Origin of the sequence: Planomicrobium stackebrandtii (assembly GCF_030814955.1) — a bacterium.
GTDB classification, from domain to species: domain Bacteria; phylum Bacillota; class Bacilli; order Bacillales_A; family Planococcaceae; genus Planococcus; species Planococcus stackebrandtii.
Genome location: NZ_JAUSWB010000003.1, coordinates 278,221 through 302,618, shown reverse-complemented (window position 1 = coordinate 302,618; position 24,398 = coordinate 278,221). Strand labels below are relative to the sequence as shown.

Below are 24,398 nucleotides of genomic sequence, written 5' to 3'. Positions count from 1 at the left end.
GAGTCTTTTCCGCTGTTTGGGCAATAGTATTAGTTTTGAATGGACCCGGTCTACTCACCTGTTTCGTGCAGGGTGACACTTTCAATGTAATGAATATATCGCCTTAACTCTCTGGCCTGTTCCCTTGTAATATCCCCTGCCACATACATTTTATAAATTTCAGATCGTCCCATATCCATGACAATGACACGCAACTCTTCTTTTTGCAGTTCGTACTTTTCGTCATACAAGTTTTCCGGCTTTTTCAATCGGCTGATCATTTGCTTATAATCCGACAGGACCGCTTCAATGATTTTTTTCGGTTCGTAGTTCCCAGCATATTCTTCAAGTCCTGTTAGGGCCGCCTGCAAAGCCTGCAATTGGATTTGGCGCCCTTCTTGAAATTCCACGAGGCGTGTTTCTTCTTCTTTGAGGTTTTCCCCTCTGAAACGCCTCCATGCCCGGATCAGTTTTCCTTGTAAATAAAGCATGGTTGAACGCGCATTATTGGCGATTACTTCTTCCCGGCGATCCAAGGATTTTTCAAATGCCTCGTATACTTCATGGTTCATTTCCTTTTTGCGGCGAAGTTCCTGAATATATCTGCGTTCCAAACGCAATGCCTTTAAGCGGACTTCCCGCATTTTGCGCTGGTACTTTTTATTTGCTTGCGCCGCTGCATCTTCTTCCGGCTGAATTTGCTGGAAACGCAATTTGTATTCTTCCATCAATTCATAGGCAGCGGCTTCGTTTTCTTCTGTAATTTCAGCCTTAATTTTTTTGATTGAGGCCAGCAAAATTCGTCTTCGTGCTTCTTCCAAATCCATTTTCACTTCGTGTTCGCCATCCGACATTTGCCCTCTGCTGAGCATCGGGAGAAAAATCGTTGCCACTATTAATGTAAAGAGAATCGTTCCCGCGGCTAAAAAGAGGATGAGTGAACGGTTCGGAAAATCTTCTCCATTATCCAGAAGAAACGGCAGCGACAAGACCCCGACCATTGTAACCGTCCCACGGACCCCCGTTAAGCTGACGTAAAGCGTCAGCTTCAAGCTCGGCTTGGCCGACTCCTCCATTTTGCCAAAGCGGTACTCATATATGGAGAACAAATACGCCCAGATAAAGCGGATTCCTAAAATCATCAAGCCAATTGCCGCCACATAGGAAACGATCAGCAACAAGCTGGTATTCGGATTTTCCAGCACCCCGCTCATTGAAGTCGGGATATTCAAACCAAGCAGCAGGAAAACAATCCCGTTCAGGATGAAAAGGATAATCGTCCAAATGTTTTCGGTTACTACCTGCTCTTCGGCAATGAGCGTTTCCGTCTGTTCCCGCACTAAAGAATGCACAATTCCCGCTACGACTACTGCAATAACTCCGGAGGCATGAAGAATATCTTCCGTCACGATAAAGATCAAAAACGGGGTCATTATTTGCAATAAGGTATGAAATGTTACATCGTTGATGCCTTGCTTCCTTAGGACCAGTCGTATGCCAATAATCAATAAGCCCAATGTCAGACCTAACAGTCCACCAGCTACAAATTTATAGGAAAAATCCCATACTGCCTCTGACAGCGAAAAATATCCGGTTACAACAGCAGCCACGGCATAGTTGAATGCCACAAGACCGGATGCATCATTAATCAGCGATTCGCCTCTCACCAGGCTTAACACTTTCTGCGGAATCCGGATACGCTGTGCGATGCCGTTGACCGCAACCGGGTCTGTCGGCGATAGGATGGCTGCTAATGCAAAGGCGGCTGCCAGAGGAATTTCATCAATCAGCCAGTGGATAAAATAACCGCCCACTACAGTGGTCAACAGCACTAAAATGATGGCATTGCCCAAAATGGGGCCTTTCATCCGCCATAGTTCTTCCCGCGGAAAATGGCTGCCGTCATTAAACAGCAGCGGAGCGATGAACAGCAGCAAAAACCATTCAGTTTCAATATCAAAGGAGATATCCTGGTAAACCAAAACCAGAATAATGCCGAGTGCGACTTGGATCAAAGCCGTCGGTATAAAAGGGACGTAATGGCTTACTACATTCGAAATCAATAAACAGATCAATAATAGAAAAATCGTAAGCAACAAGTCCATAGCTGTTCTCCATTCTGCGCTAAGCTTCAGTCAACTTCATGCAAGTCATTTATGTATACCCACAATCCGCTTTTAGAGTCGCTTTTTATCATTTCTTTTATTAAAGAATTGAAATTCGGGTATACTCCTTTTAACTAATGTTGGGAGGTAGCGAAATGTTCTACTTAAGTTTGGCGTTTATCATCGGATTCATGCTGATCCATCTCTTTACGAATTACATTAAATTTCTGGATAGAAAACCGAAAGACAGATTGATGTCATTTGTCTCTGGCGGATCCATCGCTTACGTTTTCCTGCACTTAGTTCCTGAGTTGACGCATTATCAGGAAGTCGCAGAAGAAGCACATTTGCCCGCCTGGCTGGAGAGCCTTGACTATGTTACCTACTTGGCAACGCTTGCTGGGATCGCTTTTTTTTACGGCATCAGCCAATTAAACGCAAAATCTCAAGCAAAAAATGAACGAGAAAACGAAATTACCCGGCCAAGCAAACCCGTATTCGCTCTCGAAATTGTTTCTTTCTCGTTATACAACATACTCATTGGATATTTGCTGGTCGATTTGAGCGGGGATAATTTTGCGGACTACCTTATTTACTTTATTGTCTTTTCTTTTCATTTTATCGCCAATAATCGGATGCTTCATTTGACGCACGAAGAACTGTATACCAATATTGGACGTTGGATATTAGCTGCTGCAGTGTTTGTTGGATGGCTCCTCTACAATTTAACAGACACATCCGAATTGAATATCGCCTTCTTTTCTGCTTTTCTCACAGGGGGCATTATCCTCAATATTCTAAATGATGAACTGCCAGTCGAGAAAAACAGCAGCTTTCCTTCTTTTGTTGCAGGGCTCGTTTTAATCACTGTGCTGCTACAGCTCATACTGTAATCGGAATGGCAAAATGCCGAATAAACCTTCCTCTTTCCCGTCCAGGTTTATTTCCTTTGTTAAAGTGGTACTAAAAATATATCTATTATTACAAAAAAACGATTTGTATACAGAGGATATGACAGAGTTTCCAGCGAAATAGTTGATGTCAGACAAAATGCCTGAATGGGGGAATTTTTGATGAAAATTATTGTAGCAGGCGGAGACGGATTTTGCGGCTGGCCAACTGCCTTGTATTTATCCCAAAAAGGACATGATGTTGCTATCATTGACAGCATGGTCAGGAGACATATTGACGAAGAACTGGGCTCAAATTCAATTACACCCATTGCCGGCCTCGAAGAACGGGTCCTCAAATGGCAAGAACTAACCGGCAAAGAGATACGTACATACGAAGGCGATTTACAGGATTTCGATTTTCTAAAAAACGTTCTTGAAACCGAACAGCCCGAGGCATTTGTTCATTTTGCCGAGCAGCGGTCTGCACCGTATTCCATGATTGACCGGGAACATGCTGTGTATACACAGGTCAACAATGTTGTTGGGACACTCAATGTCCTATATGGCATCAAAGACATTGTTCCAGATTGCCATTTGATCAAGCTTGGGACTATGGGAGAATATGGAACACCCAACATCCCAATCGAAGAAGGCTATTTGGATATTGAACATAAAGGCCGTAAAGACCGCCTGCCTTTTCCCAAGCAACCCGGTTCATACTATCACCTCTCCAAAGTCCACGACAGCCATAACATCATGTTTGCCTGCAGGGTTTGGGGAATCCGTGCAACAGACTTGAACCAAGGCGTCGTATATGGCCTTTCAACAGCCCAAACTTTGCTGGACCCGATTCTGTCAAATCGGCTGGATTATGATTCTGTCTTCGGAACTGCACTGAATCGGTTCATCACTCAGGCTGCGATTAGCCATGATTTGACGGTCTACGGAAAAGGCGGCCAAACACGCGGCTTCCTAAGCATCGAGGATACGGTTCGCTGTGTTGAAATTGCAGCTGAAAATCCGGCCGATGCGGGTGAATTCCGTGTGTTTAATCAATTTACAGAAGAATTTTCGGTTATGGAATTGGCAGAGAGAGTACAAAGAATAGCGGATGAAGAAGGACTGACTGTCGGCATCATCCACCTGGAAAATCCGCGGGTTGAAAAAGAAGAGCATTTCTATGAGGCCGTCAATACGAATTTGCTGGACCTTGGGCTAAAACCGCATTTCCTGACAGATGAAGTCATTCGCAGTATTTTAAAAACTGTCATTACACATAAAGATCGTGTCATCAAAGAAAACGTCCTGCCAACCGTAACCTGGAAATAAGCGGCGGTTGTTAAACCGAAATTTACGGGAAGGAGCTGTTTCTATGAAGATCATGATCATCACCGAAACTTTTTTGCCTTCTACAGATGGCGTTGTGACGAGACTGACTGCCTGTATCCGTTGGCTTCACCGGGATGGCCACGAAGTGCAAATTATCGCACCTGACCTTGGGATTAAGGAATTTGATGGAGCTGTGGTCAAAGGCGTTCCTGCCTACACCTTTCCGTTTTATCGCTCCAGAAAGTTCGCCCTTCCAAACCGTGTCGTAAAAAAATACATGGCTGATTTTAATCCCGATATTGTTCATGTCGTCAATCCGGTGGTTGTCGGCTATTCAGGCGTAACTTACGCAAAAAAGCTCGAGATTCCTTTAATGGCGTCCTATCATACCAATATCCCTCAATATATGACTTATTACAAATATGGTAAGTTTAACTGGCTCGTGTGGTGGTTTATAAAAAAGCTGCACAATCAGGCTGATTTGAACTTATGCACGTCCCAAACAGTTTTAGAGGAACTAACAGAAAGAGGATTTGATCGGATGCAGGTGTGGAGACGCGGGGTTGATACTGAACAATTTCATCCCAGACATTCCTCAGCCGATATGCGGAGCCGGTTATCCGGAGGACGTGAAGATAAAATTCTTCTTCTTTACGTTGGCCGTTTGGCGGCTGAAAAAGAAATCGAAAAAGTGCGAGATGTTTTAACAGCTTCAGACCAATTTTGCTTAGCTATTGTCGGCGACGGCCCTCACAGAAGAGAACTTGAAAAGTATTTTATGAATACTGGCACTGTATTTACAGGTTTTATTCATGGAGATGAATTGGCTTCTGCTTTTGCGTCGGCAGATGCGTTCGTCTTCCCTTCCACTACCGAAACTTTGGGCTTGGTCATCATGGAAGCCATGGCTTCAGGACTGCCGGTAGTGGCCGCAGAGAGTGGGCCGACAAAAGAACAGGTTACAGATTGCAGAAACGGTCTTCTTTATGATTCACGAGATCCCGAAAGTTTCAAGAACACCATTCTCCAGCTGGTAGATGCCAGCTTCCGCCAGCAGCTGGCACAGCAAGCAGTGGCTGATGTTGCTGAACTCGGCTGGGCTGCCGCAGCAGAACAAATTCGGGATCTGTACAGCCAGATAGCCGAAGCGAAATCAGTAGAACCCTTCCAGGCTGTCGAATAAAAACTGCAGTTTGATGGAGGCTATGTCGTGGAGAACCGCAAAAAATCTCGTGCTTCTGTCCAAAAACTGCAATTTACCGTTATTGGCATCTCCAATGCCGCTGTGGATATTGGGTCTCTAAACTTGCTTTTGCTGCTGCATCCCACTGACCAAAGCAGTACTTTAACGCTCTTCAATACAATTGCTTATTGTCTGGCTGTGGGCAATAGCTATTTTTGGAATTCCCGCATCACTTTTCGGCGGTCGGCAAAAGGCGGTGCCGAGCAGCGTTTCAGCTTTTTCCTGCAGGGACTGTTTAGCCTGCTGATCAATAATGGTGTTTTTCTGGCTTTCAATTTGCTGTTTCAGTTTATCGGCATGCCTGTATGGATCCGCCACAACCTGGCAAAGGGATTGGCGATGTTTGCTTCATTTTCAGCAAGTTTCTTTATGATCAAATATCTTGTCTTTAAAGACAAAGAGCGACGACATCGACACAAATAAGTCATTCGATAAACCCCTCTCATCAAAATATTAGAGATGAGGGGGTTTTTATGTTGAATACAACTTCTGCATGCTTTTCACTAGTACTTTTTTCTATAGCTTCTTTTTAAGTGAACTTTACTTCTATACAAAAGAAAAAAAGCGGCTTTACTGATATAACTAGATGTTCTGCATTATACATATTGAAAAAAACTAGTTCTTTAGATTAAATTATCTAGTTAAAATAGCACAACCATAGTAATCTATATATAAAGAGCTAATTTATGAATTTCTCGTATACATAATAACCACCCCTGCTTGGAAAACTTTTTTTGCATTCCTTAATTTTTATACACCGATTAAATGAAAAAACTGGATTTTCTACAGATTCTGTCTGCGGTACTACTAAATTTAAGGAGTGAAACAAGTGAGTTCCCGTAAAAAATCCATTTTGTTGTCTTTTGCTGCTGCGATGTTTCTGCTTGCAGGATGCGCCATTGACCCTGTCACGGCAGAGAAAGACCGACAGCCGGTTGTTTTTGATGTCCGGAAACTTCCCGTTGCCATTGCTCCTTCAGAACTCACTGTGACCCGTTCGGTTTCCTTGTCCGCCATTGGCGATATCCTGATTCATGAACGTGTTTACCTGGATGCCAAAACAGCGAACGGATTTGATTTTAATCCCATGCTCCAAAAAGTCACACCTTTTTTGGAAAGTGCGGACATTACTGTCGCAAATTCTGAGAGCATTATTGGAGGAAGCGAAATCGGCTTGTCTACCTATCCCGCTTTTAACAGCCCTTATGAAGTTGGCGATGCCTTAAAAGAGTCTGGGGTGGATGTGGTCAGCCTGGCAAACAACCATACACTTGACCGTGGAATTCCAGCGATTGAAAATGCGATCCGTTATTGGGACCAGCTTGGAATAACCCATAGCGGTTCCTACTTATCCGCCGATGAGCGGGCAGAAATAGCATTGATGACACGCAATGGCATCACCTTTTCTTTTCTGTCCTATACGTATGGAACGAACGGAATTCCGACTCCTGCCGGACAAGATTATCTGGTCAACCGCATCGATCCCCTGCTCATCAAACGGGACTTGAAGCGCGCAAGAGAAATGTCAGACGTAGTCGTTTTGAGCCTTCATTTCGGGGAAGAATATCAAAAAATGCCGAATGCCGAGCAAATTGAACTGGCCCATTTTTCTGCTGAGAATGGGGCCGATATCATATTGGGGCATCATCCCCATGTACTGCAGCCTCCTGAATGGATCGACACTGAAGACGGGCGCCGAGCTTTCGTCATTTATTCGCTTGGAAATTTCCTTTCAGGACAAGATGAGGTGGATCGCCAGATTGGTGCCATCCTCCATCTTGACATTGAAAAAGAAATGACTGGCAATTCCAGTACTATTTCTTTGCAGAATCCAGCATTTACCACTACTTTTGTCAGAAGTTCCAACTCCAAGGATTACGAAATGGATTTGCTGAAGAACGTTGATGCCGACTTAAACACCGCCACGAAAGCCCATTTGTCCACATGGATTGAAGATCTTCAATTTATCGAATAAAGGGTTTGAATTCCATGCTGATTCGGGTACTTGATAGTATCTTAAAAAAGGTGGCATGATTATGCGAATTTCCTGTATGGGCGGCCTGCTCATTTCAATTATCCTTTCTATCGTCTTGACGATTCTGTTGAATCTGTTGTTCTTCTAGATAACACCCCCATCATGTGCATGATGGGGGTGTTTTTGCTTATACTTTCCGAATTTCTTCCACGAGCTCTTCAAGGCCATCTTGAAAAACGTGGTCGCTTCCCGGGAGCTGCCTTACTGTTGCTTTTGGAATGTTTTCCATGTATTTTTCCATATGATTGAAAGGTACGATGTCGTCACCGATGCTGTGGAAAAGGACAACATTAGGCAAAAGTGAACTTCGGGAAATAAAATCCTCTGCCAGTGTGAAATTCTCTATTTCCCAATCCGCATTGATTCCCCACAACGGTGCAGCGATCGTTATAAGTTTGGCAAACGACTTTCCCAATTCTTCTTCCGATAAAAATTTAAATAACGCCGATCCACCGATTGAATGGCCCACCAAGACCGAACCATCCTCCAGGGAAGCAATTTCTTCTTTTAACTTCTGCTTCCATCTTGCGTATTGCGGATCTTCCGGATCTGGCATTTTTGGCGCAATCACTTGAAAAGTTGATCCCAACTCGTCTTTTAAATACCGCAGCAATCCCGTACTTCCCTCTTGTTCTCCTTGAGGGCCAGCACTGTGGATGAATAAAACCTGCTTCATAGAAGCCGCCTCCTTTAATTTTGACACGATCCTTTTGCGGAAAACTGGAAAGACCCGAACTAAAGATGTTTTCATCTTATATTTCTCCGTTATTTTGTTTTTCAAACATATACTGTCTCTCTAAACCTTGCTAAAATATAGGCAACTAAATTAGTTGCTCCACTGTTTTCGGGACGTATCTCCAAACTTTTTGTAGCAGTGCTTATGTGGAATACAGCATCATTTTACGGACAGCACCCGCCAAATAAAAGGAGCGATCAAAATGGAGAATAAGCTTTCGAAAGAAAATCATGAGTTTCCCAAGAGCATCGGCAAACCGGCACAACGTGCACTTTTGGCTGCTGGCTATCAGCGGCTTCAGGATCTGGCCTCTGCAACTGAACAGGAGTTGCTCGAACTGCATGGCTTTGGTCCCAAAGCTTTGGGTATTCTGCGGCAAGCACTCGATGAGCAGGAGTTGCGTTTCAAATCCTGAATGCAAAAAGCCATTCCAAAATCATCTGATTTTGGAATGGCTTTTGTCTATATGCTGCTGCTTATGCAAATCCTAAAAACTTCATGATGCTCAAAATCAGAATGCCGACAACTCCAAAATCCGAGTCACCGAATGTTGTTCCAGAGAATCCGATATCGCCCATCAAGACCAATAAGATGGCAGGGATAAAACTGATGATCAGTCCGTTGGCAAACGCGCCCATCATGGCACCGCGCCTTCCACCTGTTACGTTGCCGAAGACACCTGCAGCGGCTCCTGTAAAGAAATGCGGAACCAATCCGGGAACAATTACACTTAATCCGAGAACCGGAAGAAGGAACATCGCCAGCAATCCCGCAAAAAAGCTGAACAGGAAACCGATGATTACGGCATTTGGCGCAAACGGGAAAACGATTGGGACATCAAGTGCCGGTTTCGTGTTCGGCACCAATTTATCGGCAATCCCCTGGAAAGCAGGTACAATTTCAGCAATCAACATTCTTACACCCGCCAGGATAATATAGACGCCTGCCGCAAATGTAATCGCTTGTATGAATGAAAAGACCAAGAAGTTCGAACCGTTTGATAAGGTTGTTTCAACAAACTCTTGTCCGGCAAACAAAGCGACCACTAAGAAAAATAAGGTCATTGTCAATGATACCGCGACAGAAGTATCTCTTAGAAAGCCCAGTGATTTAGGAACTTTTATCTCTTCAGTCGTTTTTTCTTTATTGCCGAACCATTTTCCGACATTAGCGGAAACAAAATAGCCGATCGAACCGAAATGGCCTACAGCAAAATCATCGCTGCCTGTGATTTGGCGCACATACGGCTGCAGCAGGGCTGGAAACAGCACCATGCACAAACCTAGAATAATCGATCCTACAATGATCAATGGAGCGCCTTCCAGTCCCCCGACCGACAAAGTTACGGCCAATAGGCATGCCATGAACAAAGTATGGTGTCCAGTAAGGAATATGTATTTGAACGGGGTGATGCGTGCCAATAAAATATTGGTGATCATCCCGAATACCATGATCAAAGCAGTAGACGTCCCAAACTCGCTTTGGGCAGCTGCGACAATCGCTTCATTGTTCGGAATAACGCCCTGCACGTTGAACGCATGGTCGAACATTTTCCCGAAAATATCCAGCGAGCCAATCAACACTGTAGCTCCGGCTCCAATAATTAAAAAGCCCATCACTGTTTTTAACGTTCCCGATACTACGTCAGCACTGCTTTTGCGCTGCAGCAGCAATCCCACAAGCGCAAACAAACCGATAAGAATAGCTGGTGTTCCTAAAATATCGTTCATGATCAGTTGTAACACAGTAGTTCCCCCTTCCCGTTAGACTTATGCTAAATGAGGCTCCAGTTTTGATTTGATTTCCGGAATGCTCATCATGTTCTCTAAATTGACGATGGTTCTTTTTCCGTCCTCCATTTGGCTCATGATATCTGCAGCTCCGATAAAGATATCCGCTTGCACCGATTTGGCTGAAGTCAGATCCGTATGATCCACTTCCGCTGTTTTGCCCAACTCTTTTAGTGCCTTCTTCACATTCAATTCCATAATAAAACTGCTTCCTAATCCGTTTCCGCACACTACCATGATTTTCATTCTGTTTCCTCCTTAGAATAGTTATGGATGATTTCCAAAAGTTGTTCTTTGTCTGTTGCTTCCAGCATCCTTTGGATATTTGCTGGCTCGTTCAGTAAATTTGTCAGCTGAATCAAAGCCCGCAGGTGCGAGTCGCTGTCAGCTGCTGCCAGTACGATTATCAATTGGACTGGTTTATCCGGCGCAAAATCCACCGCTTGCTCGAGCTTCAATAAGCTCATTGATAATGAACGCACCCCTTCTTCGGGGCGTGCATGTGGGATTGCGACCAGCGGAGTGATGACCACATAAGGTCCGTTCTTCTCAATAGATTCGACCATTGCCGTTACATATCGTTCTTCAACTGTCCCTAACTCCACAAGCGGACTGGCAGCCAGTTGAATCGCTTCCTGCCAAGTGGCAGCATGTTGTTTTAATTGAAGTGTTTGCGTAGTCAGTAATTCTCCTAACACAGGTTTTTCTGCCTCCTTTACTGCATGTGTATTTGTTCCTGCTGCTTGCGTATACAAAGTAGCCTGCAGTTCCTTTTCCAGCTGAATTGGGTCATGAATCGTTGCGTATTTGGAAATCAATTTCATCAATCCGGCAACATCAGAGTCTGGAACCGTGTAGCCGTATAGCTCCTGCATTACTTGCCTATTCAATTTCTGCTTGTCCCGCTCCTCCAGAATTGGCGGGACTACAAACAAGGTAGCCTCTGTTCTCATAAAGACCGATGAAAATACCAGATCATAGTCCAGTGGATACTCTGCTGTGTCCCGGACAGAAAGCACATCCAAAAACAGGATGGTCGGAAATAATTCCCGCAGCGTATAGTTGAGGATATTGCTGACGCCAATGCCATGAGGGCAAACGACAATCGCTTTTTTTCGGTCATCCAAACGAGTTCCTTGCCTTTGAAGCCAGCCCCCAAAATAGATGGTGAAGTAGGCTACTTCATCTTCCGGCAGTTGAAAGCCCAGTTCTTTTTCCAGAATCCTCAAGGATTTCCGCGTCAAATGCTGAAGTTCCGGATAAATTTTGGAAACTCGCTCCATCATGGGATTAACATGAGGAAATCCGTATTTAATGCGGTAAAAAGCTGGTTTGAAATGGAGATAGAGTTGTTCGCAAAGCTGTTCTTTATCCTGAAGATGGACAAATGTCAGCCGCTCAAATTCTTCTGTGACTTGCTGCAAAAGTTCATGAAAAACCCGGTCATCTCTCAAAGGCGACCGATCTTTTGTCCGGTTCATGCTGACCAGATGCAAAGTTGCATACAGTTTTTCTGTCAGGCTCCATTGGGATTGAAATGCGGTAGTATCAATCATTTCGTCAATCAGCAGATATTCTTTTGTTTCCGTAAATGGGAGCCAGCTCGGATCTTGATCCAACTCTTCTCCTTTGCCGATCAATTGATCGGTAGAAAAGAAAAGATATGCGAGTTCATGGAGGCGTTCATCCGTAAAGGTGATATCCAATTGCTTTTCAATGTTTTCCAGCTTCTCATGAACCGCTGCTATGCGTTCTTCAAATCCGCTCCAAATACACTGTGTAATCATTTGGCTGTTCGAACTATTCAACACTTCATAAAGCAGCTGCTCGATAACAAAACGTTTTATCCGGCTGTTGCCCGTTATGATGTAACCTGCTTGTTTAGAATAATGAATGGTTAACCCGATTTCTTTAGCCGTTTCTTTCAAACGCTGGAGGTCATTTAATACCGTATTTCTTGAAACGCCCGTCGCCGACTGAAAATGAAATACTGACAGTGGTTCCTGACTCAAAAGAATCATTAAGTAAATTACTTGTTCTCTATCCTTCTCTGAAAAAACATAACTCCGTTTTGTCAGCTTGACGCTTATTTCATCTTCTGCAATCTTATCGGATAGAAAATAGCCGAGTTCGCGCTTATACTGCACTGGATCATAACTATTAAATTCAAGCCAATCATTGACCTTACCCAAACTGTATTGAATCTGTCTGCGTGTCAGCCCTGTTTGATCTTCAATCTCACTCATTGAGGGAATCGATGAATGCTGCAGGAGCTTTAGTAAACTGGCACTTCTTTCGTCTAAAAACATCCTTTGATCCTCCCTTACCTTTACAATAGTCTATGTATTTGCTGAAATACATCTTTTCTCAGTCCCAATATTGTTCTTACCCCTGCACAACACTGTACTGTAGTTTTAAAAGATAGGCTATATAAGTTGAATTTAAGAACCATCATTATATAAACCGCTTTGTCCGCTCTGGGCACGACTCCCGCCCAGAGCGGACAAAGCGCCGTAGCCGATAGAAATACTTTCTAAAATAAACGTTCATGTTTTTTCAATAGCTTGCTGGTTGCTCACATGCAAGTTGTCGACAATGAAAGTTTATTAGTCTGACATATATTTAGGTAATTTGAAGAATTATATTTTATTGATAACGCTAATAATTTATTGATTTTATTACAACATCGGATTATACTGAACGAAAAAAATCCATACATAATCAGCCATCAAATCCAAATATGGGAGCGAAAGCTAATGAGGAAATCTGGAAGGAGCATTCTGTTGTTTGTTCTATTTTCACTCTTAGCCATTGGAGCTATCACCTTTTTGTTCACTATCTTTCCTGCTGTCAGCGGCAGTTTGGAAGAGGCTCTTTTTGAAGAAGAAATTCGGGACATCCACGTTTCTGCAGAACATGCGGATGTGACATTGCTGTCTTCCCAAAACGAAAAAACTAAAGTCGAACTGGACGGAAACAATGGGAAACATCAGCTTTTGACTACACTCCAAGACACACAGCTCACAATTGAAGTCATCAGCAGTTCAAGTTTTTTCAATTTCAGTTCACTGGACCCAGCCGTCTTGACCATCCACGTTCCAAAAAGCAATTCCAGAAATCTTAAAGTTCATTCTGATAATGGGGATCTAGACTTCTCTACTGTCGAAGCCTACGACTTGTCGGCGTATACTGCAAACGGCGAGATTGGGCTGGAGAATGTTTATGCGAAGTTCGCTTCTGTCGAGACAGCAAATGGCCAAGTCAGCTTGAATGGTGTAGAAGCCCAAGGCGTCGATGCTGTATCCTCAAATGGGAACATTCATCTAAAAAATATAAATGCCTATGTAAAACTGACAGCCGATACTTCAAACGGTAGCATCGACCTGCTGACAAGCGACTTGGTTTATCCCATAGAATTTAAAACAAGCAATGGGGACATTACCATTCAAACCGAAAACAAGCCGGCTCAAGGCAGTTTCGAATCCACCGCAATAAATGGCCAGATCGATATTTTTGGCGATAGTTCTGAAATGATCAAATTGGAGGATGAATTCCCTTTGATCAAAGCAAGTTCAGAAAACGGCAATATCCTTGTGGAATGATGCAGCTTTTAATAGGCAAAAGACACATGCTCATGCCTGAGAGCTGTGTCTTTTGATCTTTCAGAAACCTTTGTTTAAAACTTTAGATTTTGGCCGCCTTTCATTTCAACAAGTTGCCTGTCCAATTTCCCTAAATTCCTTTTTATTCCTGAATCATTTATACTGGGAATACCCTAAGGTTTTTCTCGATTCCAGATTGTGAAAATTCCAGAACCACTAATTGCTGGGAGGAGAGAATAGAAATGTCACGGCAGACTTATCGCAAAGAAAAAAATCAACTGATCTATACACAGCAGCATCTCGCCAATGAGCGCACTTACCTGGCTTGGATCCGCACCGTCATTTCGATTGTCGGGGTCGGTTTTTTAGCAACCAGCCTGCATTTTACAATGGGTGTCACACGCAATCCTTTCGTTGATGTCTTCACGGTTGCACTCGGCATTTTTGCCTGTATTTTTGGCCTCGCTGTTATTTTTTCAGCAACCCAAAACTACAAAACCAAGCGCCAGCAAATCATCAATGAAACATTCACGCCATCGAATATGCACATCACGCTGATATCTTCGATGCTTGCCGTCATGATTATTATGGTCATCATTTACTTCTTTATGATTATGTAAGCTGTACACGGCTTATCAAAGTTTAGCAGCAAAGGAGCACACGCTATGGATCCATTAGATATTCTTGAAAACTTACATAAGGTCAAGCCTGCTTTCCAGCCGATCATTAGCGCGGTCAAGCACAATGTTATCGGTTATGAAGTTCTCGGGAGATTCCAGTTTGAAGGCACTTGGATCAGCCTTGGCGACTTTTTTCATAACAGTGATGTGCCCGATGAGTACAAAGTTGAAGTCGATCAGCATTTACTGAAACTGGCTATCAGCCAAATGCTCGATTCCGGGAATGACGGACTGCTGTTCATCAATCGAAATGCCAAGCAATTGCTGATCAACAGCGGAGAAGATTTTCTGGAATCTTTAAAAGTATACGCAGAAAAAGGCTTCTCCATGAATCGGATTGTTTTGGAAATTACCGAACATGATTTTGATGAAGACTTTGAAGTGCTGGAACATCTTTTGATCTACTATAAGACGTATGGCATTCAGATTGCTGTCGATCACGTAGGAGCAAAAAGCTCCAATATCGACCGGATTCGCCAGCTCCGTCCCCATATTTTAAAAATTGATACCACTTTTGTACGGAATTCCAATCCGGAAGTATTCCAGGATGTTATCCAAACCCTTTCTGTGCTGGCGCGGCGTATTGGCGCTAAACTTTCCTATGAAAACATCGAAGACAATTACCAACTATATTTTGCCTGGAAACATGGCGGACATTATTACCAGGGCTTTTACTTGGCAAAACCGAATTTTGAACTTCCAGTAAATGGCTCTATCCCGATCGATGTGGGAGAAAAGATTGATGCGTTTGTCCAGCAAGAAAAATTGATGGTGGAAAGCCGCTACGCTTTTACCCATACCCAGGAAGAAAAAGTAAAAAAGCTCCTGCCCAAATGGAACGGTCCCCAGACTGCAGACCATTTTATCGAAGCTGTGGCTGATCCTTTTAAAGACGAAAGTTTCCGCCTGTACATTTGCAACAGTGATGGCCGGCAAGTGTCGTCCAACTTTAGGAAACACGGCAGCAACTGGGCTTTAGAACCGGATCAAATTGGCTCACATTGGGCTTTTCGGCCATACTTCCTTGAAAATACAATGCAGATGAAGACTCGGCATAAAGGGATTTTATCAGACATCTATTCAGATATTGAAACAGGCGAGATGATTCGCACATTCAGCTATCCTTTGTCCGAAGACTGTTATTTGTTTATCGACCTCAGCAACGAGTTTATTTCTGAAAAGGATTACCTGCTGTTTCAGTAGTCGATAAATGAGCAGCCTAAAAAAAACTCTCCAAAAATGGAGAGTTTTTTTCACAGTATTGGATTTTTCATAAAGTTATCGTCTTTTCTGAAATTCCCCATGACTTCCATCGTTTCGCTGATGCTGACGAATGCCTTTGGATCGATATTTTTAATCAACGGCCGAACAAATGCCAGCTCGTGGCGGCTAATGACGCTATAAAGAACTTTCACTTTAGCTGCTGAATAAGCCCCTTCGCCATCGACTACCGTAATGCCGCGGTAAAGATTATCAAGCAATTCTTTTTTAACAGCATCGCCTTGATTGGTCACCACCATCAAGCTCAGTTTAATATGGCGCGTATGGACTCGGTCAATCACCAGACCACTGATGTAGATGGAAGCCATCGTGTACATCGCCAGTTCCCACGAAAAGATAAAACCTGAAACGAAAACGACTGCGCTGTTGAGCACAAAAACGAGCGCTCCCAGGGGAATATCCCGTTTCATGGAAAGCAACAGGCCAATGACGTCAAATCCGCCAGTCGAACTGTAATAGCGAATAATAATTCCGATGGCGGCTCCTGAAATCACCCCGCCAAAAACCGAAGACAATAGTGCATCTTCTGTCAATTTCACAACCGGAATATACAACATTGAAATTGATGTAACCACAACAGAAAACAGGCTATTGGCAATGAAGGTCTTGCCCAGCTTCATCCAGCCGAGAACAAGAATCGGAATGTTCAAAAGGATCATCCAAAGCCCCGCATTCAAAGGTGTTACCAATCCCAGCATCATTGCAATGCCGGTTACTCCGCCCGCCAGTACCTCATGGGGCAATAAAAACATATTAAACGCAAACCCAAGAACAATTGAAGAAACAAAAACCAGCAATAATCTTGACCATTTATTCATAACAAAACTCCAATCTTAAGGCTTCCCTTACATAATCTATTTTGTTCAGCACACAAAAAAAGGCCGTGCATCTGCACGTCACCTTAAGAGCATTTATTATCATGTAATCTTTTACTTTTCAATAAAAACTACGAAAAAACGAATAAATTGTTCTTTTTATAGTGAACCAATAGCTCATATTATAGGGGATTCAAGGACTAAAAAGCAAGCCTTTCTTCTTTTATTCGCCGTCTTTTCGCTCACTAAAAAAGGGAGCCGGAATAATGCTATCCCGAATCCCTTTATCTCTATTCTTCTTTTTCCAATTTGCGAATGGCTTTTTCCAACTCTTCTTTTTCTTCCCCTGTAATTTCCGGGTATTGCGGATCAATCTGCTCCAGTGCCTTAACCATCACTTCCGAAACAATATAGCGTGTGAACCATTCATCGTCAGCTGGAAGTGCATACCAGGGCGCGTACTCTGTTGACGTTTTGCTCAACATATCTTCGAAAATTTCCTGATATCCGTCCCAATGCTCGCGTTCTTTTACATCGCTAAATGAAAACTCCCAGTTTTTATCCGGGTTTTTCATACGCTCAAGTAAGCGTTCTCTTTGTTCTTCATAAGACATGTTGAAAAAGAACTTAACAACTGGAAAGCCATTTTCCACCATATAACGCTCAAAATCATTGATTTGGCGGTAGCGCAAATTCCAGATATTCTCGTCGATCAGCTCGTCTGGCAGAGGTGTCTCCTCAAGCAAATCATGGACTCTCGGCGCAATTACTTCTTCGTAATAAGAGCGGTTCAATATCCCGATCTGCCCTCTTGCTGGCATCGCTTCCCGGAATCGCCACAAGTAGTCGTGGGCAAGTTCATTTTCGGACGGTTTTTTAAACGAAGTTGTCTTTATTCCCTGTGCTGTCAAATTCGAAAAGATATATGTAATGGCTTCATCTTTCCCTGCGGCATCCATTGCTTGAAGCACCACAACAATCCCTTTTTCTTCCTGGGCATGAAGCTTCATGTGAAGTTCTTTCAGTTTCTTGACACTTTCTGGAATCAGCTTTTCTTTAAGCTCTTGTTCACTGAATTTATCTCCATCAGTTGTTGGATAATCGGCGAGTTTTATTTTTTCATCTTTATTGACTAAATATTTATCGATATTCATAATCATCCTCCTTTTTGCTTTTCATACGGTGAGTTGATTGGCTTACCTCCTACTATACCCTCTATCAGGAAAAATCTAACGGCCTATTGGAAAACCGTGATCCTCATTTGGGGATCACGGTTTTCCAATAGCTTATTCGGTTTCATCTTCGACTGAAACTTGCCATTCGATTCCAAATTTGTCGACCAGGCTGCCGTATAGCGGGCTCCAGAAAGTTTTCTGCAACTCCATGCTGACCGTACCGCCTTCAAGCAATTTGCCAAAAACGGTACGTGCTTCCTCAATGTCATCAAAGAGTACCGTGACTGACATATTATTGCCTTTTTGAAAAGCTGGCATTCCCATTCCTGGAGGCACATCAGAAATCATCAGCGTATCGCCATTTTTCATGTCGATCTGCGCATTCATCACCATATTCTTCACTTCCTCGGACATGTTTTCCATATCCGCTCCCTGCGCTTCACCATAGGTCATGATGCCAACCAGTTCACCACCCAGCACATCCGTATAAAAATGTGCCGCTTCATGTCCGCTGCCGTCAAAATTCAAATAAGGAAATAGCTTTGTAATCATCATTGCCCTTCTCTCCGGTTTTTATTTTGATTGCTGAACCTCCGTCAAATACTTCTCCAGGCGGTCATAGGTTTCGGTCATTCCTTCTACCGCCTGCATATCAATTACTTTCTGCAGTTCTTCCTGTGAATCGAACTTCGTGGTAGAAATCACCTTGCAGGAAGCCTCATCATCAACAAAATCCGTCGTAATCAGCATGACTGGCATATCGGCGACTTCATTTTCCTGTTCATCGGAAAAGGCGTCCACATAAACAAGGCGATTTGGCGGATCAATTTCCCGGTAAGTCGACTTCCCCCATGCTTCCTGTCCTTCAGGCGAACGCATGCAATAATGCCAGATGCCGCCGGGTTTGACTTCCATTTTGTAAACAGTCGTATCCCATCCGGTTGGGCCCCACCAGCGCGCAACATGCTCCCGCTCCACAAACATTGAAAATACCAGATCTCTTGGTGCATCAAAAGACCTTTCCATAATCAGTTCCAAGCCATCCACTTTCGAAGAAACTTTATTTGCAGACATCGCAAATCCTCCTTGTTTTTGGTTGATCCCAACGGCTTTGCAGCGGTTGTTTTAAAACCTGATATCCCTCCTCCTGTATTCTCGAATTATTTTGAGCTTCCTTTTAAAATTTTATAATGATCCGTGAAGAATCGCCTTTTGCCAAAATGTCGAAGCCTTTATTGACTTCCTCCAATGTGATGAAATCGGTGATCAGTTTATCAACAGGCAAGCGATCTTCCTGAAACAGATTCATGTAACGCGGAATGTCACGGCTTGGCACACAGCTGCCCAAGTATGATCCTTTAATTGTCCGTTCTTCAGCAGTTAACGACAAATATGGGAAGGAAAACTGATGTTCCGGATGAGGCAATCCCGTCGTAACCGTAGTCCCTCCACGTTTAGTAACAGCGTAGGCAACTTCCATCGCCGGAACAACGCCAGCGGTTTCGAAAGCATAATCCAATCCGCCGCCTGTCGCTTTTCGAATCTGTTCGACGACATCCGGGTCTTTAGAGTTAAACACATCCGTGGCTCCCAGCTCTTTTGCTTGTTTCAATTTATTTTCATTGATATCGACAGCAACAATACGGCTCGCGCCTGCAGCAATTGCGCCAAGTAAAGCACTTAGCCCAACCCCGCCAAGACCCACAACTGCAACTGTGCTTCCAAGTTTAATGCCTGCTGTATTGACTACTGCTCCGACACCTGTAATGACAGCGCAACCAAAGAGGGCCGCTTTTTCGAAAGGAATATCTTTATTCACTTTAACGACTGAATTTCTCGATACGACGGCATATTCCGAAAAAGCCGATACGCCTACATGATGGTTGACGATTTCCGTTTCTGTATGGAGACGGTTTCCCCCACCCAATAAGGTGCCCGCCGTATTGGAAGCAGCCCCCGGTTCACATAAAGCTGGACGCCCTTCGCGGCACGGACCGCATTGGCCACAGCTCGGAACAAATACGCAGGCGATATGATCGCCAGGCTCCAAATCGGTTACGCCTTCTCCGACCTCAATAATTACACCCGCTGCCTCGTGGCCAAGAGCCATAGGCAACGGCCGCGGCCGGCTGCCATTCATCACTGATAAATCAGAATGGCATAAGCTCGCTGCTTTTATTTGGATTAACACTTCACCTTTTTCCGGCGAATCCAGCTCCAATGTCTCGATGTGAATCGGCTGGCTTTCTTCGTAAGGAGTTGTTGCTCCAATTTCCCGTAATACCGCTGATCTCACCTGCATACTTCCACCATCTCCTCAATCAAATTTTCAATATAGTTTAATGCCGATAAATTTCACATCGGTCATTTCTTCAATTGCATAGGTGACCCCTTCTTTTCCGATGCCGCTGTTTTTCACTCCGCCATAAGGAATATGATCGTAGCGGCGAACTGAAACTTCATTGATCCAGACGCCTCCCGTTTCCAGCGCATCTGCCATCCGCATAGCCCGGTTGATATCGGCAGTAAAGACACCTGCCTGCAAACCGAAATCTGACTCATTGGCATGCTTCACTGCTTCTTCTTCTGTACCAAAGGACATGACGCTGACAATAGGTGCAAAAACCTCCGCACATATCACCTTCATGTCAGGTGTTACGTCACTGACTATGGTCGGCTCCATCATGGTGCCTTTGCGATTTCCGCCGGCCGATAATGTCGCGCCTTCCCTAAGCGCTTCTTTAACCCACGATTCTGCCCGTTCAGCTGCTTCCTGGGTGATCATCGGTCCCATATCAGTTGTTTCATCCAGTGGGTCTCCCGTTTGAAGCGCTTTCACTTTTTTTGTCAGTTTTTCCAGAAACGCAGAATAGACGGCTTCCTGCACATAAATCCGTTGTGCAGATACGCATGCCTGCCCGGCATACGTAAAACCGCCGATTAAGATAGCATCGACAGCAACGTCCAAATCCGCATCTTCAAAAATAATATTTGGAGCATTTGATCCCAGTTCCAATGTAACTTTTTTCCGTTTGGCCATTTCTTGTATTTTCCATCCGACAGCGCTGCTGCCAGTGAACGTCACCCGTTTCACTTTCGGATGAGTTACTAATGTTTCCGCCAGTTCCTGTCCCGGCCCCATGACAATATTGATGACGCCTTTTGGCAGTCCGGCCTTTTCAAACAGCCGGTACAGAAGAACAGGAGAAAGAGGCGTTTTCTCGGCTGGTTTCAAGACCACCGTATTGCCGGCCGCAATCGCCGGGGCAACTTTATGAAGCACCAGATTCAATGGGAAATTAAAAGGCGTAATGGCTGCAACCACGCCAAGAGAAACACGTTTCGACATGCCGATTTGATTTTCTCCGCCAATCGCACTGTCCAGAGGAATCATTTCCCCATAAATGGATTTGGCCCCTTCCGAAGCAAACCGCAGCACCTGAACAGCACGCGCCACTTCTACCCGGCTTTCCTTGATGGGTTTTCCTGCCTCCAAAGACAATAGATGCGCAAAATCATCGCCCTCGATTTCCAGCAAATCAGCCGTTTTCCGAAGAATTTCAGAACGTTTATGCGCCGGCATCTTTCTCATGGTCTTCACATAAACGCGATGCGCACTGACCACCGCTGCAGCTGCATCTTCCGGTGTGGCGCAAGAAATCTTTCCGATAACTTCATTGTTGTAGGGATTAAACACACTAATTTCGTCGCGTCCATCTTTAGGCAACTCCTTGCCATCGATAATGGAACCGAAATGGTACTTTCCGATTTCGATCATTTCGGATTCTCCTCCTTTTCAATTCGTAAGAACCTGTTCAGCTTAAAGAGCATTGTTTTCTTATGTGGACTCACTACTTAATATAGTATGCTTTTATCAAGAATTGTCAATATTCTGTCAATATAAAATTCTTTTAAGAATATTGATTTTAATACCGGTTATTGACGTTAAATAAAATTTATTAATTCACCAAAAACCTCTCCACGGAATATCCGTAAAGAGGTTTTTCGATAATATTATTTGAATTGACCAACGATTTTCGCCTGCTAAGGTTCCGCAAATTGGTTCTACTTTCTCCAAATCCACTCGGGCTGGGCGAAGTGATGGGTAAAAGCTGGTTTCTGCAGTTCAACTTTTATCGTACCTCATTCAACAACTTACCTCTGAATAGGCATGATATCCTCATCGGTCATCAAGAAGCCATGGCAGTTCATAAGCGCTTCTTTGAGCTCGTCCGAAACCCGCGGAGCATCATACGCACATATCGAAATTGCTTTAATTCGAGGTATAAGCTTATCAACCGCAATTTCATATTCCTCAATATCCTTCGTAATTTCGTCCTCTTCCCGCCATTCGACATGTACCCATGTACGGAAACTAAGTTCATTTTCCATAAACGGGCTTATTAAATGTGAGAAGTAATCGAGTACAGTCGGTGGATGAAAATTTCCGGTCTCCCAATAAAACTTAAAGTTATTAACGTGATGAATATTCTTCAGCTGTTCGTCAGACACCAGCTCTTCTACACGTTTCAGGATCATCGGATAAATCCGTTCGCTTTCAATGAACAAAACCTGGTCTCCGCGCTCGATGCCGGCAACAATATACGAAACGGCATTGTAAATATAACATTCCAACTCATTGACATAATAAAAAACATGGGCGCCTTCAGATGTTTGTAAGGTATCTTGAATGTCTTTAATTTCTTTTCTCAAATTCTTGATCTCCTTTTAGCCAGCTGATAGACGGTTGTACAGACTATCTTTTTTCATCTTGTTCACTATACACAAGTAGAGCCATAAAAGATAATGTCAACATTCTTCACCATTCACGAGAATCCCGGCAGCTTTACCTCATAACGCTTCCTCCGGAAATCTTCAGCGACTCGCCTACAATGTTTCCGGCAGCATCGGTCATTAGGAAAGCGATGGCATTCGCTACTTCTAGAGCCGTGGATAATCTCCCTGAAGGAATCTCCTTTTTCGCATTATCCAGCTCTTCTTCAAAACTCGTGCCGTTTCTCTCGGCTTTTTTGCGCAGGCTGTTTCGTGCCATCTCCGTATCCACATAGCCCGGGCATACCGCATTGACCCGGATGCCGTGTCCGATCGCTTCCACTGCCATCGATTGAGTCCAGCCGACTACTGCAAATTTGCTTGCGGAATATGCCGTATTGCCGTATGTTCCACGCAAACCTGACAAAGATGCCAGATTGACAATATTCCCTTCTTTCTTCTCCAGCATCTTGCTGTACACTTCCTGCGTCAGCAGGAAAGTCGATACAAAGTTCAAGTTCATCATCTCTGCCAGAAAGGCTTCATCTATTTCCTCGACACGCTTGCCTCCTGAAACACCTGCTGAATTTACCAATCCGTTGATAAAACCCAACTTCCTTTCAGCCTGTTCAATAAGCCGCATACGATCTGCCGGGTCTGTCAAATCCGCCTGCTGTACACAAAGTCTGTCGACTGGCATCTTGCGGAGCAACTCTGCTTTCAGCTGCTCCAGCTTTTCTTTGTTTCGCCCAGTAATGGTGATGCTTGCCCCCATAGCTGCCAACGTCAGAGCCGCCTCGGTGCCAATGCCGCCCGTTGCTCCCGTAATCAGTATGTGTTTATGTGCCAATGCCTCACTCGAAAAGATAGTCATCCGACAGCCTCCTTTTGAATATGCTTCCCTTTTCCCGCATGCTCCTGCGACTTAAACCTGCATACATGCAAAACCAGGCTTATCCTGTATATAATATCAGTAGTGATTTCAACATGAACGAGGAGTGGCGAGTATGGAAACATCAATTCGGCAATTAAATTCAGATGATTTGCATCTATTGGAAGCAATGGAAACAGGCATAGAAGACGATTATATTCTCCGGGTATACAACCGGATATCCAGCGGCTCCAGCCGGATGTACGGATTATTTCAGGAGGGCCAGCTGGCAAGCGTTGGGGGCTATACGATCTTTGCCAAGCAATACGTCATGCTCGGCCGGATGCGCAGCGATTTGCGCTTCCGAGGAAATAATTTGTCCACTCGATTGATGTCCTATATTATGGAACAAGCCTTTTCGCTTCCTGCCATTCAATGGATTGGAGCCAATACGCAGCTTGAGAACGCATCCGCTCGCCGCGTCATGGACAAGCTTGGCCTTACAGAAGTATCCACACTCTACAGCGCCATTTCATCCACTGCTTATTCACTTGAAACAGGCGGATCGGTCTGGCAGGAAGTAACCGATCTTCGTCAAAAAAGGGCGTGGATAGACCGTCTATACATTAAACCCGGCGCCGTTTTCCCTTACGAATGCTATTACACTTTTCCTGCCTCTGAAGAATTATTTGCTGATGCCAAATTGGCACAATGGTCATTTTTCGAAAATCCCAGTAAAAACCGGTTGCTGATTACCAAAAAGGATTACAAGCGAGAATATTATCTGCATACCGTTTATCCATGGGATGATCTTATGGAACAGCCGGGATTATGGGAAACTGTTTCCATGGCACAGCGGCAACTAAGCGAAAAAGTGAAAACCAATGCCTTGCTTTGGATGGACTTGAGCCCTGGACAGGTCAGCAAGCTGCCTGAACATCATACCTTCGAACTGCCTTCTCCTTGGCTGTTATATGGCACTGAACGTTTTAAAAAGCAATTTGGCTCTGCTTCTGTTCAATAGAAGAAAAGCGAGCCTCCTCTTTTGGATTTCCAAAGAGGAGGCTCGCTTTATTGTGCTACGTGAAAAG

Annotated in this window: 23 protein-coding genes; 10 read left to right on the top strand and 13 right to left on the bottom strand. The window is 44.0% G+C overall.

Annotated elements, in window-relative coordinates:
• Positions 1-50 precede the first annotated feature (50 nt).
• A complete protein-coding gene (locus tag QOZ98_RS07525) occupies positions 51-2,084 on the bottom strand; it encodes a Na+/H+ antiporter (RefSeq protein ID WP_308786866.1) in 2,034 nt (677 codons plus the stop codon).
• Positions 2,085-2,239: 155 nt separating this feature from the next.
• Between QOZ98_RS07525 and QOZ98_RS07520 the strand changes: the two genes are divergently transcribed.
• The 5 genes from QOZ98_RS07520 to QOZ98_RS07500 all read left to right on the top strand — a co-directional run bounded on the left by QOZ98_RS07520 (position 2,240) and on the right by QOZ98_RS07500 (position 7,524).
• Positions 2,240-2,977 (top strand): hypothetical protein, encoded by a 738-nt coding sequence (locus tag QOZ98_RS07520; RefSeq protein ID WP_308786865.1) that lies wholly within the window; start codon positions 2,240-2,242, stop codon positions 2,975-2,977.
• 180 nt (positions 2,978-3,157) lie between these two features.
• Entirely contained in the window at positions 3,158-4,306 is a 1,149-nt protein-coding gene (locus QOZ98_RS07515; RefSeq protein WP_308786864.1) for an NAD-dependent epimerase/dehydratase family protein, read from the top strand.
• Between the two features lie 43 nt (positions 4,307-4,349).
• Positions 4,350-5,489, top strand: coding sequence for a glycosyltransferase family 4 protein (locus QOZ98_RS07510; RefSeq protein WP_308786863.1), 1,140 nt, complete (start codon positions 4,350-4,352; stop codon positions 5,487-5,489).
• 27 nt (positions 5,490-5,516) lie between these two features.
• Complete coding sequence (locus QOZ98_RS07505; protein WP_308786862.1) at positions 5,517-5,972, top strand: GtrA family protein; 456 nt, start codon at positions 5,517-5,519, stop codon at positions 5,970-5,972.
• Positions 5,973-6,378: 406 nt separating this feature from the next.
• Entirely contained in the window at positions 6,379-7,524 is a 1,146-nt protein-coding gene (locus QOZ98_RS07500; protein WP_308786861.1) for a CapA family protein, read from the top strand.
• Positions 7,525-7,711: 187 nt separating this feature from the next.
• On the opposite strand, the gene QOZ98_RS07495 is transcribed toward QOZ98_RS07500, so the two are convergent.
• Positions 7,712-8,260 (bottom strand): alpha/beta hydrolase, encoded by a 549-nt coding sequence (locus QOZ98_RS07495; protein ID WP_308786860.1) that lies wholly within the window; start codon positions 8,258-8,260, stop codon positions 7,712-7,714.
• 262 nt (positions 8,261-8,522) lie between these two features.
• On the opposite strand from QOZ98_RS07495, the gene QOZ98_RS07490 reads away from it, so the two are divergent.
• Positions 8,523-8,735, top strand: coding sequence for a helix-hairpin-helix domain-containing protein (locus QOZ98_RS07490; protein WP_308786859.1), 213 nt, complete (start codon positions 8,523-8,525; stop codon positions 8,733-8,735).
• A 61-nt stretch (positions 8,736-8,796) separates the two neighbouring features.
• Here QOZ98_RS07490 and QOZ98_RS07485 read toward each other — a convergent pair whose 3' ends face one another.
• Genes QOZ98_RS07485 through QOZ98_RS07475 form a run of 3 tightly spaced genes read right to left on the bottom strand, consistent with a single transcriptional unit; the run spans position 8,797 to position 12,419 of the window.
• The gene (locus QOZ98_RS07485) at positions 8,797-10,065 is read right to left on the bottom strand and encodes a PTS ascorbate transporter subunit IIC (RefSeq protein ID WP_308786858.1); all 1,269 of its coding nucleotides are present in this window, start codon (positions 10,063-10,065) and stop codon (positions 8,797-8,799) included.
• 24 nt (positions 10,066-10,089) lie between these two features.
• Entirely contained in the window at positions 10,090-10,356 is a 267-nt protein-coding gene (locus QOZ98_RS07480; RefSeq protein ID WP_308786857.1) for a PTS sugar transporter subunit IIB, read from the bottom strand.
• Positions 10,353-12,419, bottom strand: a complete 2,067-nt coding sequence (locus tag QOZ98_RS07475; protein WP_308786856.1) for a BglG family transcription antiterminator — start codon at positions 12,417-12,419, stop codon at positions 10,353-10,355. The genes QOZ98_RS07480 and QOZ98_RS07475 overlap by 4 nt, the downstream gene beginning before the upstream one ends.
• A gap of 447 nt (positions 12,420-12,866) precedes the next feature.
• Between QOZ98_RS07475 and QOZ98_RS07470 the strand changes: the two genes are divergently transcribed.
• The 3 genes from QOZ98_RS07470 (at position 12,867) to QOZ98_RS07460 (ending at position 15,595) form a co-directional block, all read left to right on the top strand.
• Positions 12,867-13,712 (top strand): DUF4097 family beta strand repeat-containing protein, encoded by an 846-nt coding sequence (locus tag QOZ98_RS07470; RefSeq protein ID WP_308786855.1) that lies wholly within the window; start codon positions 12,867-12,869, stop codon positions 13,710-13,712.
• Between the two features lie 242 nt (positions 13,713-13,954).
• Entirely contained in the window at positions 13,955-14,332 is a 378-nt protein-coding gene (locus QOZ98_RS07465) for a YidH family protein (protein WP_142828289.1), read from the top strand.
• 45 nt (positions 14,333-14,377) lie between these two features.
• Positions 14,378-15,595: an EAL domain-containing protein gene (locus tag QOZ98_RS07460; protein WP_308786854.1), complete on the top strand. Its 1,218-nt coding sequence runs from the start codon at positions 14,378-14,380 to the stop codon at positions 15,593-15,595.
• Between the two features lie 50 nt (positions 15,596-15,645).
• On the opposite strand, the gene QOZ98_RS07455 is transcribed toward QOZ98_RS07460, so the two are convergent.
• From QOZ98_RS07455 to QOZ98_RS07420, 8 genes are all read right to left on the bottom strand, one after another.
• The gene (locus tag QOZ98_RS07455) at positions 15,646-16,491 is read right to left on the bottom strand and encodes a YitT family protein (RefSeq protein ID WP_308786853.1); all 846 of its coding nucleotides are present in this window, start codon (positions 16,489-16,491) and stop codon (positions 15,646-15,648) included.
• A 287-nt stretch (positions 16,492-16,778) separates the two neighbouring features.
• On the bottom strand, positions 16,779-17,642 hold the full coding sequence (locus QOZ98_RS07450) for a PPK2 family polyphosphate kinase (protein WP_308786852.1): 864 nt from the start codon (positions 17,640-17,642) through the stop codon (positions 16,779-16,781).
• 132 nt (positions 17,643-17,774) lie between these two features.
• The gene (locus QOZ98_RS07445; protein ID WP_308786851.1) at positions 17,775-18,218 is read right to left on the bottom strand and encodes a VOC family protein; all 444 of its coding nucleotides are present in this window, start codon (positions 18,216-18,218) and stop codon (positions 17,775-17,777) included.
• A gap of 18 nt (positions 18,219-18,236) precedes the next feature.
• Positions 18,237-18,737 (bottom strand): SRPBCC domain-containing protein, encoded by a 501-nt coding sequence (locus QOZ98_RS07440; RefSeq protein WP_308786850.1) that lies wholly within the window; start codon positions 18,735-18,737, stop codon positions 18,237-18,239.
• A 103-nt stretch (positions 18,738-18,840) separates the two neighbouring features.
• On the bottom strand, positions 18,841-19,965 hold the full coding sequence (locus tag QOZ98_RS07435) for a zinc-dependent alcohol dehydrogenase family protein (protein WP_308786849.1): 1,125 nt from the start codon (positions 19,963-19,965) through the stop codon (positions 18,841-18,843).
• 27 nt (positions 19,966-19,992) lie between these two features.
• Positions 19,993-21,441: an aldehyde dehydrogenase family protein gene (locus QOZ98_RS07430; RefSeq protein WP_308786848.1), complete on the bottom strand. Its 1,449-nt coding sequence runs from the start codon at positions 21,439-21,441 to the stop codon at positions 19,993-19,995.
• Between the two features lie 377 nt (positions 21,442-21,818).
• The gene (locus tag QOZ98_RS07425; RefSeq protein ID WP_308786847.1) at positions 21,819-22,376 is read right to left on the bottom strand and encodes an MEDS domain-containing protein; all 558 of its coding nucleotides are present in this window, start codon (positions 22,374-22,376) and stop codon (positions 21,819-21,821) included.
• 133 nt (positions 22,377-22,509) lie between these two features.
• Positions 22,510-23,310, bottom strand: a complete 801-nt coding sequence (locus QOZ98_RS07420; RefSeq protein ID WP_308786846.1) for an SDR family NAD(P)-dependent oxidoreductase — start codon at positions 23,308-23,310, stop codon at positions 22,510-22,512.
• A 133-nt stretch (positions 23,311-23,443) separates the two neighbouring features.
• On the opposite strand from QOZ98_RS07420, the gene QOZ98_RS07415 reads away from it, so the two are divergent.
• Complete coding sequence (locus QOZ98_RS07415) at positions 23,444-24,331, top strand: GNAT family N-acetyltransferase (RefSeq protein WP_308786845.1); 888 nt, start codon at positions 23,444-23,446, stop codon at positions 24,329-24,331.
• The last annotated feature ends 67 nt before the right edge of the window (positions 24,332-24,398 follow it).

What these genes read in the sequence shown, in the direction of transcription:
- QOZ98_RS07525 (WP_308786866.1), bottom strand. Translation starts at nt 2,084, where the DNA reads ATGGACTTGTTGCTTACGATTTTTCTATTATTGATCTGTTTATTGATT.
- QOZ98_RS07520 (WP_308786865.1), top strand. Translation starts at nt 2,240, where the DNA reads ATGTTCTACTTAAGTTTGGCGTTTATCATCGGATTCATGCTGATCCAT.
- QOZ98_RS07515 (WP_308786864.1), top strand. Translation starts at nt 3,158, where the DNA reads ATGAAAATTATTGTAGCAGGCGGAGACGGATTTTGCGGCTGGCCAACT.
- QOZ98_RS07510 (WP_308786863.1), top strand. Translation starts at nt 4,350, where the DNA reads ATGAAGATCATGATCATCACCGAAACTTTTTTGCCTTCTACAGATGGC.
- QOZ98_RS07495 (WP_308786860.1), bottom strand. Translation starts at nt 8,260, where the DNA reads ATGAAGCAGGTTTTATTCATCCACAGTGCTGGCCCTCAAGGAGAACAA.
- QOZ98_RS07490 (WP_308786859.1), top strand. Translation starts at nt 8,523, where the DNA reads ATGGAGAATAAGCTTTCGAAAGAAAATCATGAGTTTCCCAAGAGCATC.
- QOZ98_RS07480 (WP_308786857.1), bottom strand. Translation starts at nt 10,356, where the DNA reads ATGAAAATCATGGTAGTGTGCGGAAACGGATTAGGAAGCAGTTTTATT.
- QOZ98_RS07475 (WP_308786856.1), bottom strand. Translation starts at nt 12,419, where the DNA reads ATGTTTTTAGACGAAAGAAGTGCCAGTTTACTAAAGCTCCTGCAGCAT.
- QOZ98_RS07470 (WP_308786855.1), top strand. Translation starts at nt 12,867, where the DNA reads ATGAGGAAATCTGGAAGGAGCATTCTGTTGTTTGTTCTATTTTCACTC.
- QOZ98_RS07465 (WP_142828289.1), top strand. Translation starts at nt 13,955, where the DNA reads ATGTCACGGCAGACTTATCGCAAAGAAAAAAATCAACTGATCTATACA.
- QOZ98_RS07460 (WP_308786854.1), top strand. Translation starts at nt 14,378, where the DNA reads ATGGATCCATTAGATATTCTTGAAAACTTACATAAGGTCAAGCCTGCT.
- QOZ98_RS07455 (WP_308786853.1), bottom strand. Translation starts at nt 16,491, where the DNA reads ATGAATAAATGGTCAAGATTATTGCTGGTTTTTGTTTCTTCAATTGTT.
- QOZ98_RS07450 (WP_308786852.1), bottom strand. Translation starts at nt 17,642, where the DNA reads ATGAATATCGATAAATATTTAGTCAATAAAGATGAAAAAATAAAACTC.
- QOZ98_RS07445 (WP_308786851.1), bottom strand. Translation starts at nt 18,218, where the DNA reads ATGATGATTACAAAGCTATTTCCTTATTTGAATTTTGACGGCAGCGGA.
- QOZ98_RS07440 (WP_308786850.1), bottom strand. Translation starts at nt 18,737, where the DNA reads ATGTCTGCAAATAAAGTTTCTTCGAAAGTGGATGGCTTGGAACTGATT.
- QOZ98_RS07435 (WP_308786849.1), bottom strand. Translation starts at nt 19,965, where the DNA reads ATGCAGGTGAGATCAGCGGTATTACGGGAAATTGGAGCAACAACTCCT.
- QOZ98_RS07430 (WP_308786848.1), bottom strand. Translation starts at nt 21,441, where the DNA reads ATGATCGAAATCGGAAAGTACCATTTCGGTTCCATTATCGATGGCAAG.
- QOZ98_RS07420 (WP_308786846.1), bottom strand. Translation starts at nt 23,310, where the DNA reads ATGACTATCTTTTCGAGTGAGGCATTGGCACATAAACACATACTGATT.
- QOZ98_RS07415 (WP_308786845.1), top strand. Translation starts at nt 23,444, where the DNA reads ATGGAAACATCAATTCGGCAATTAAATTCAGATGATTTGCATCTATTG.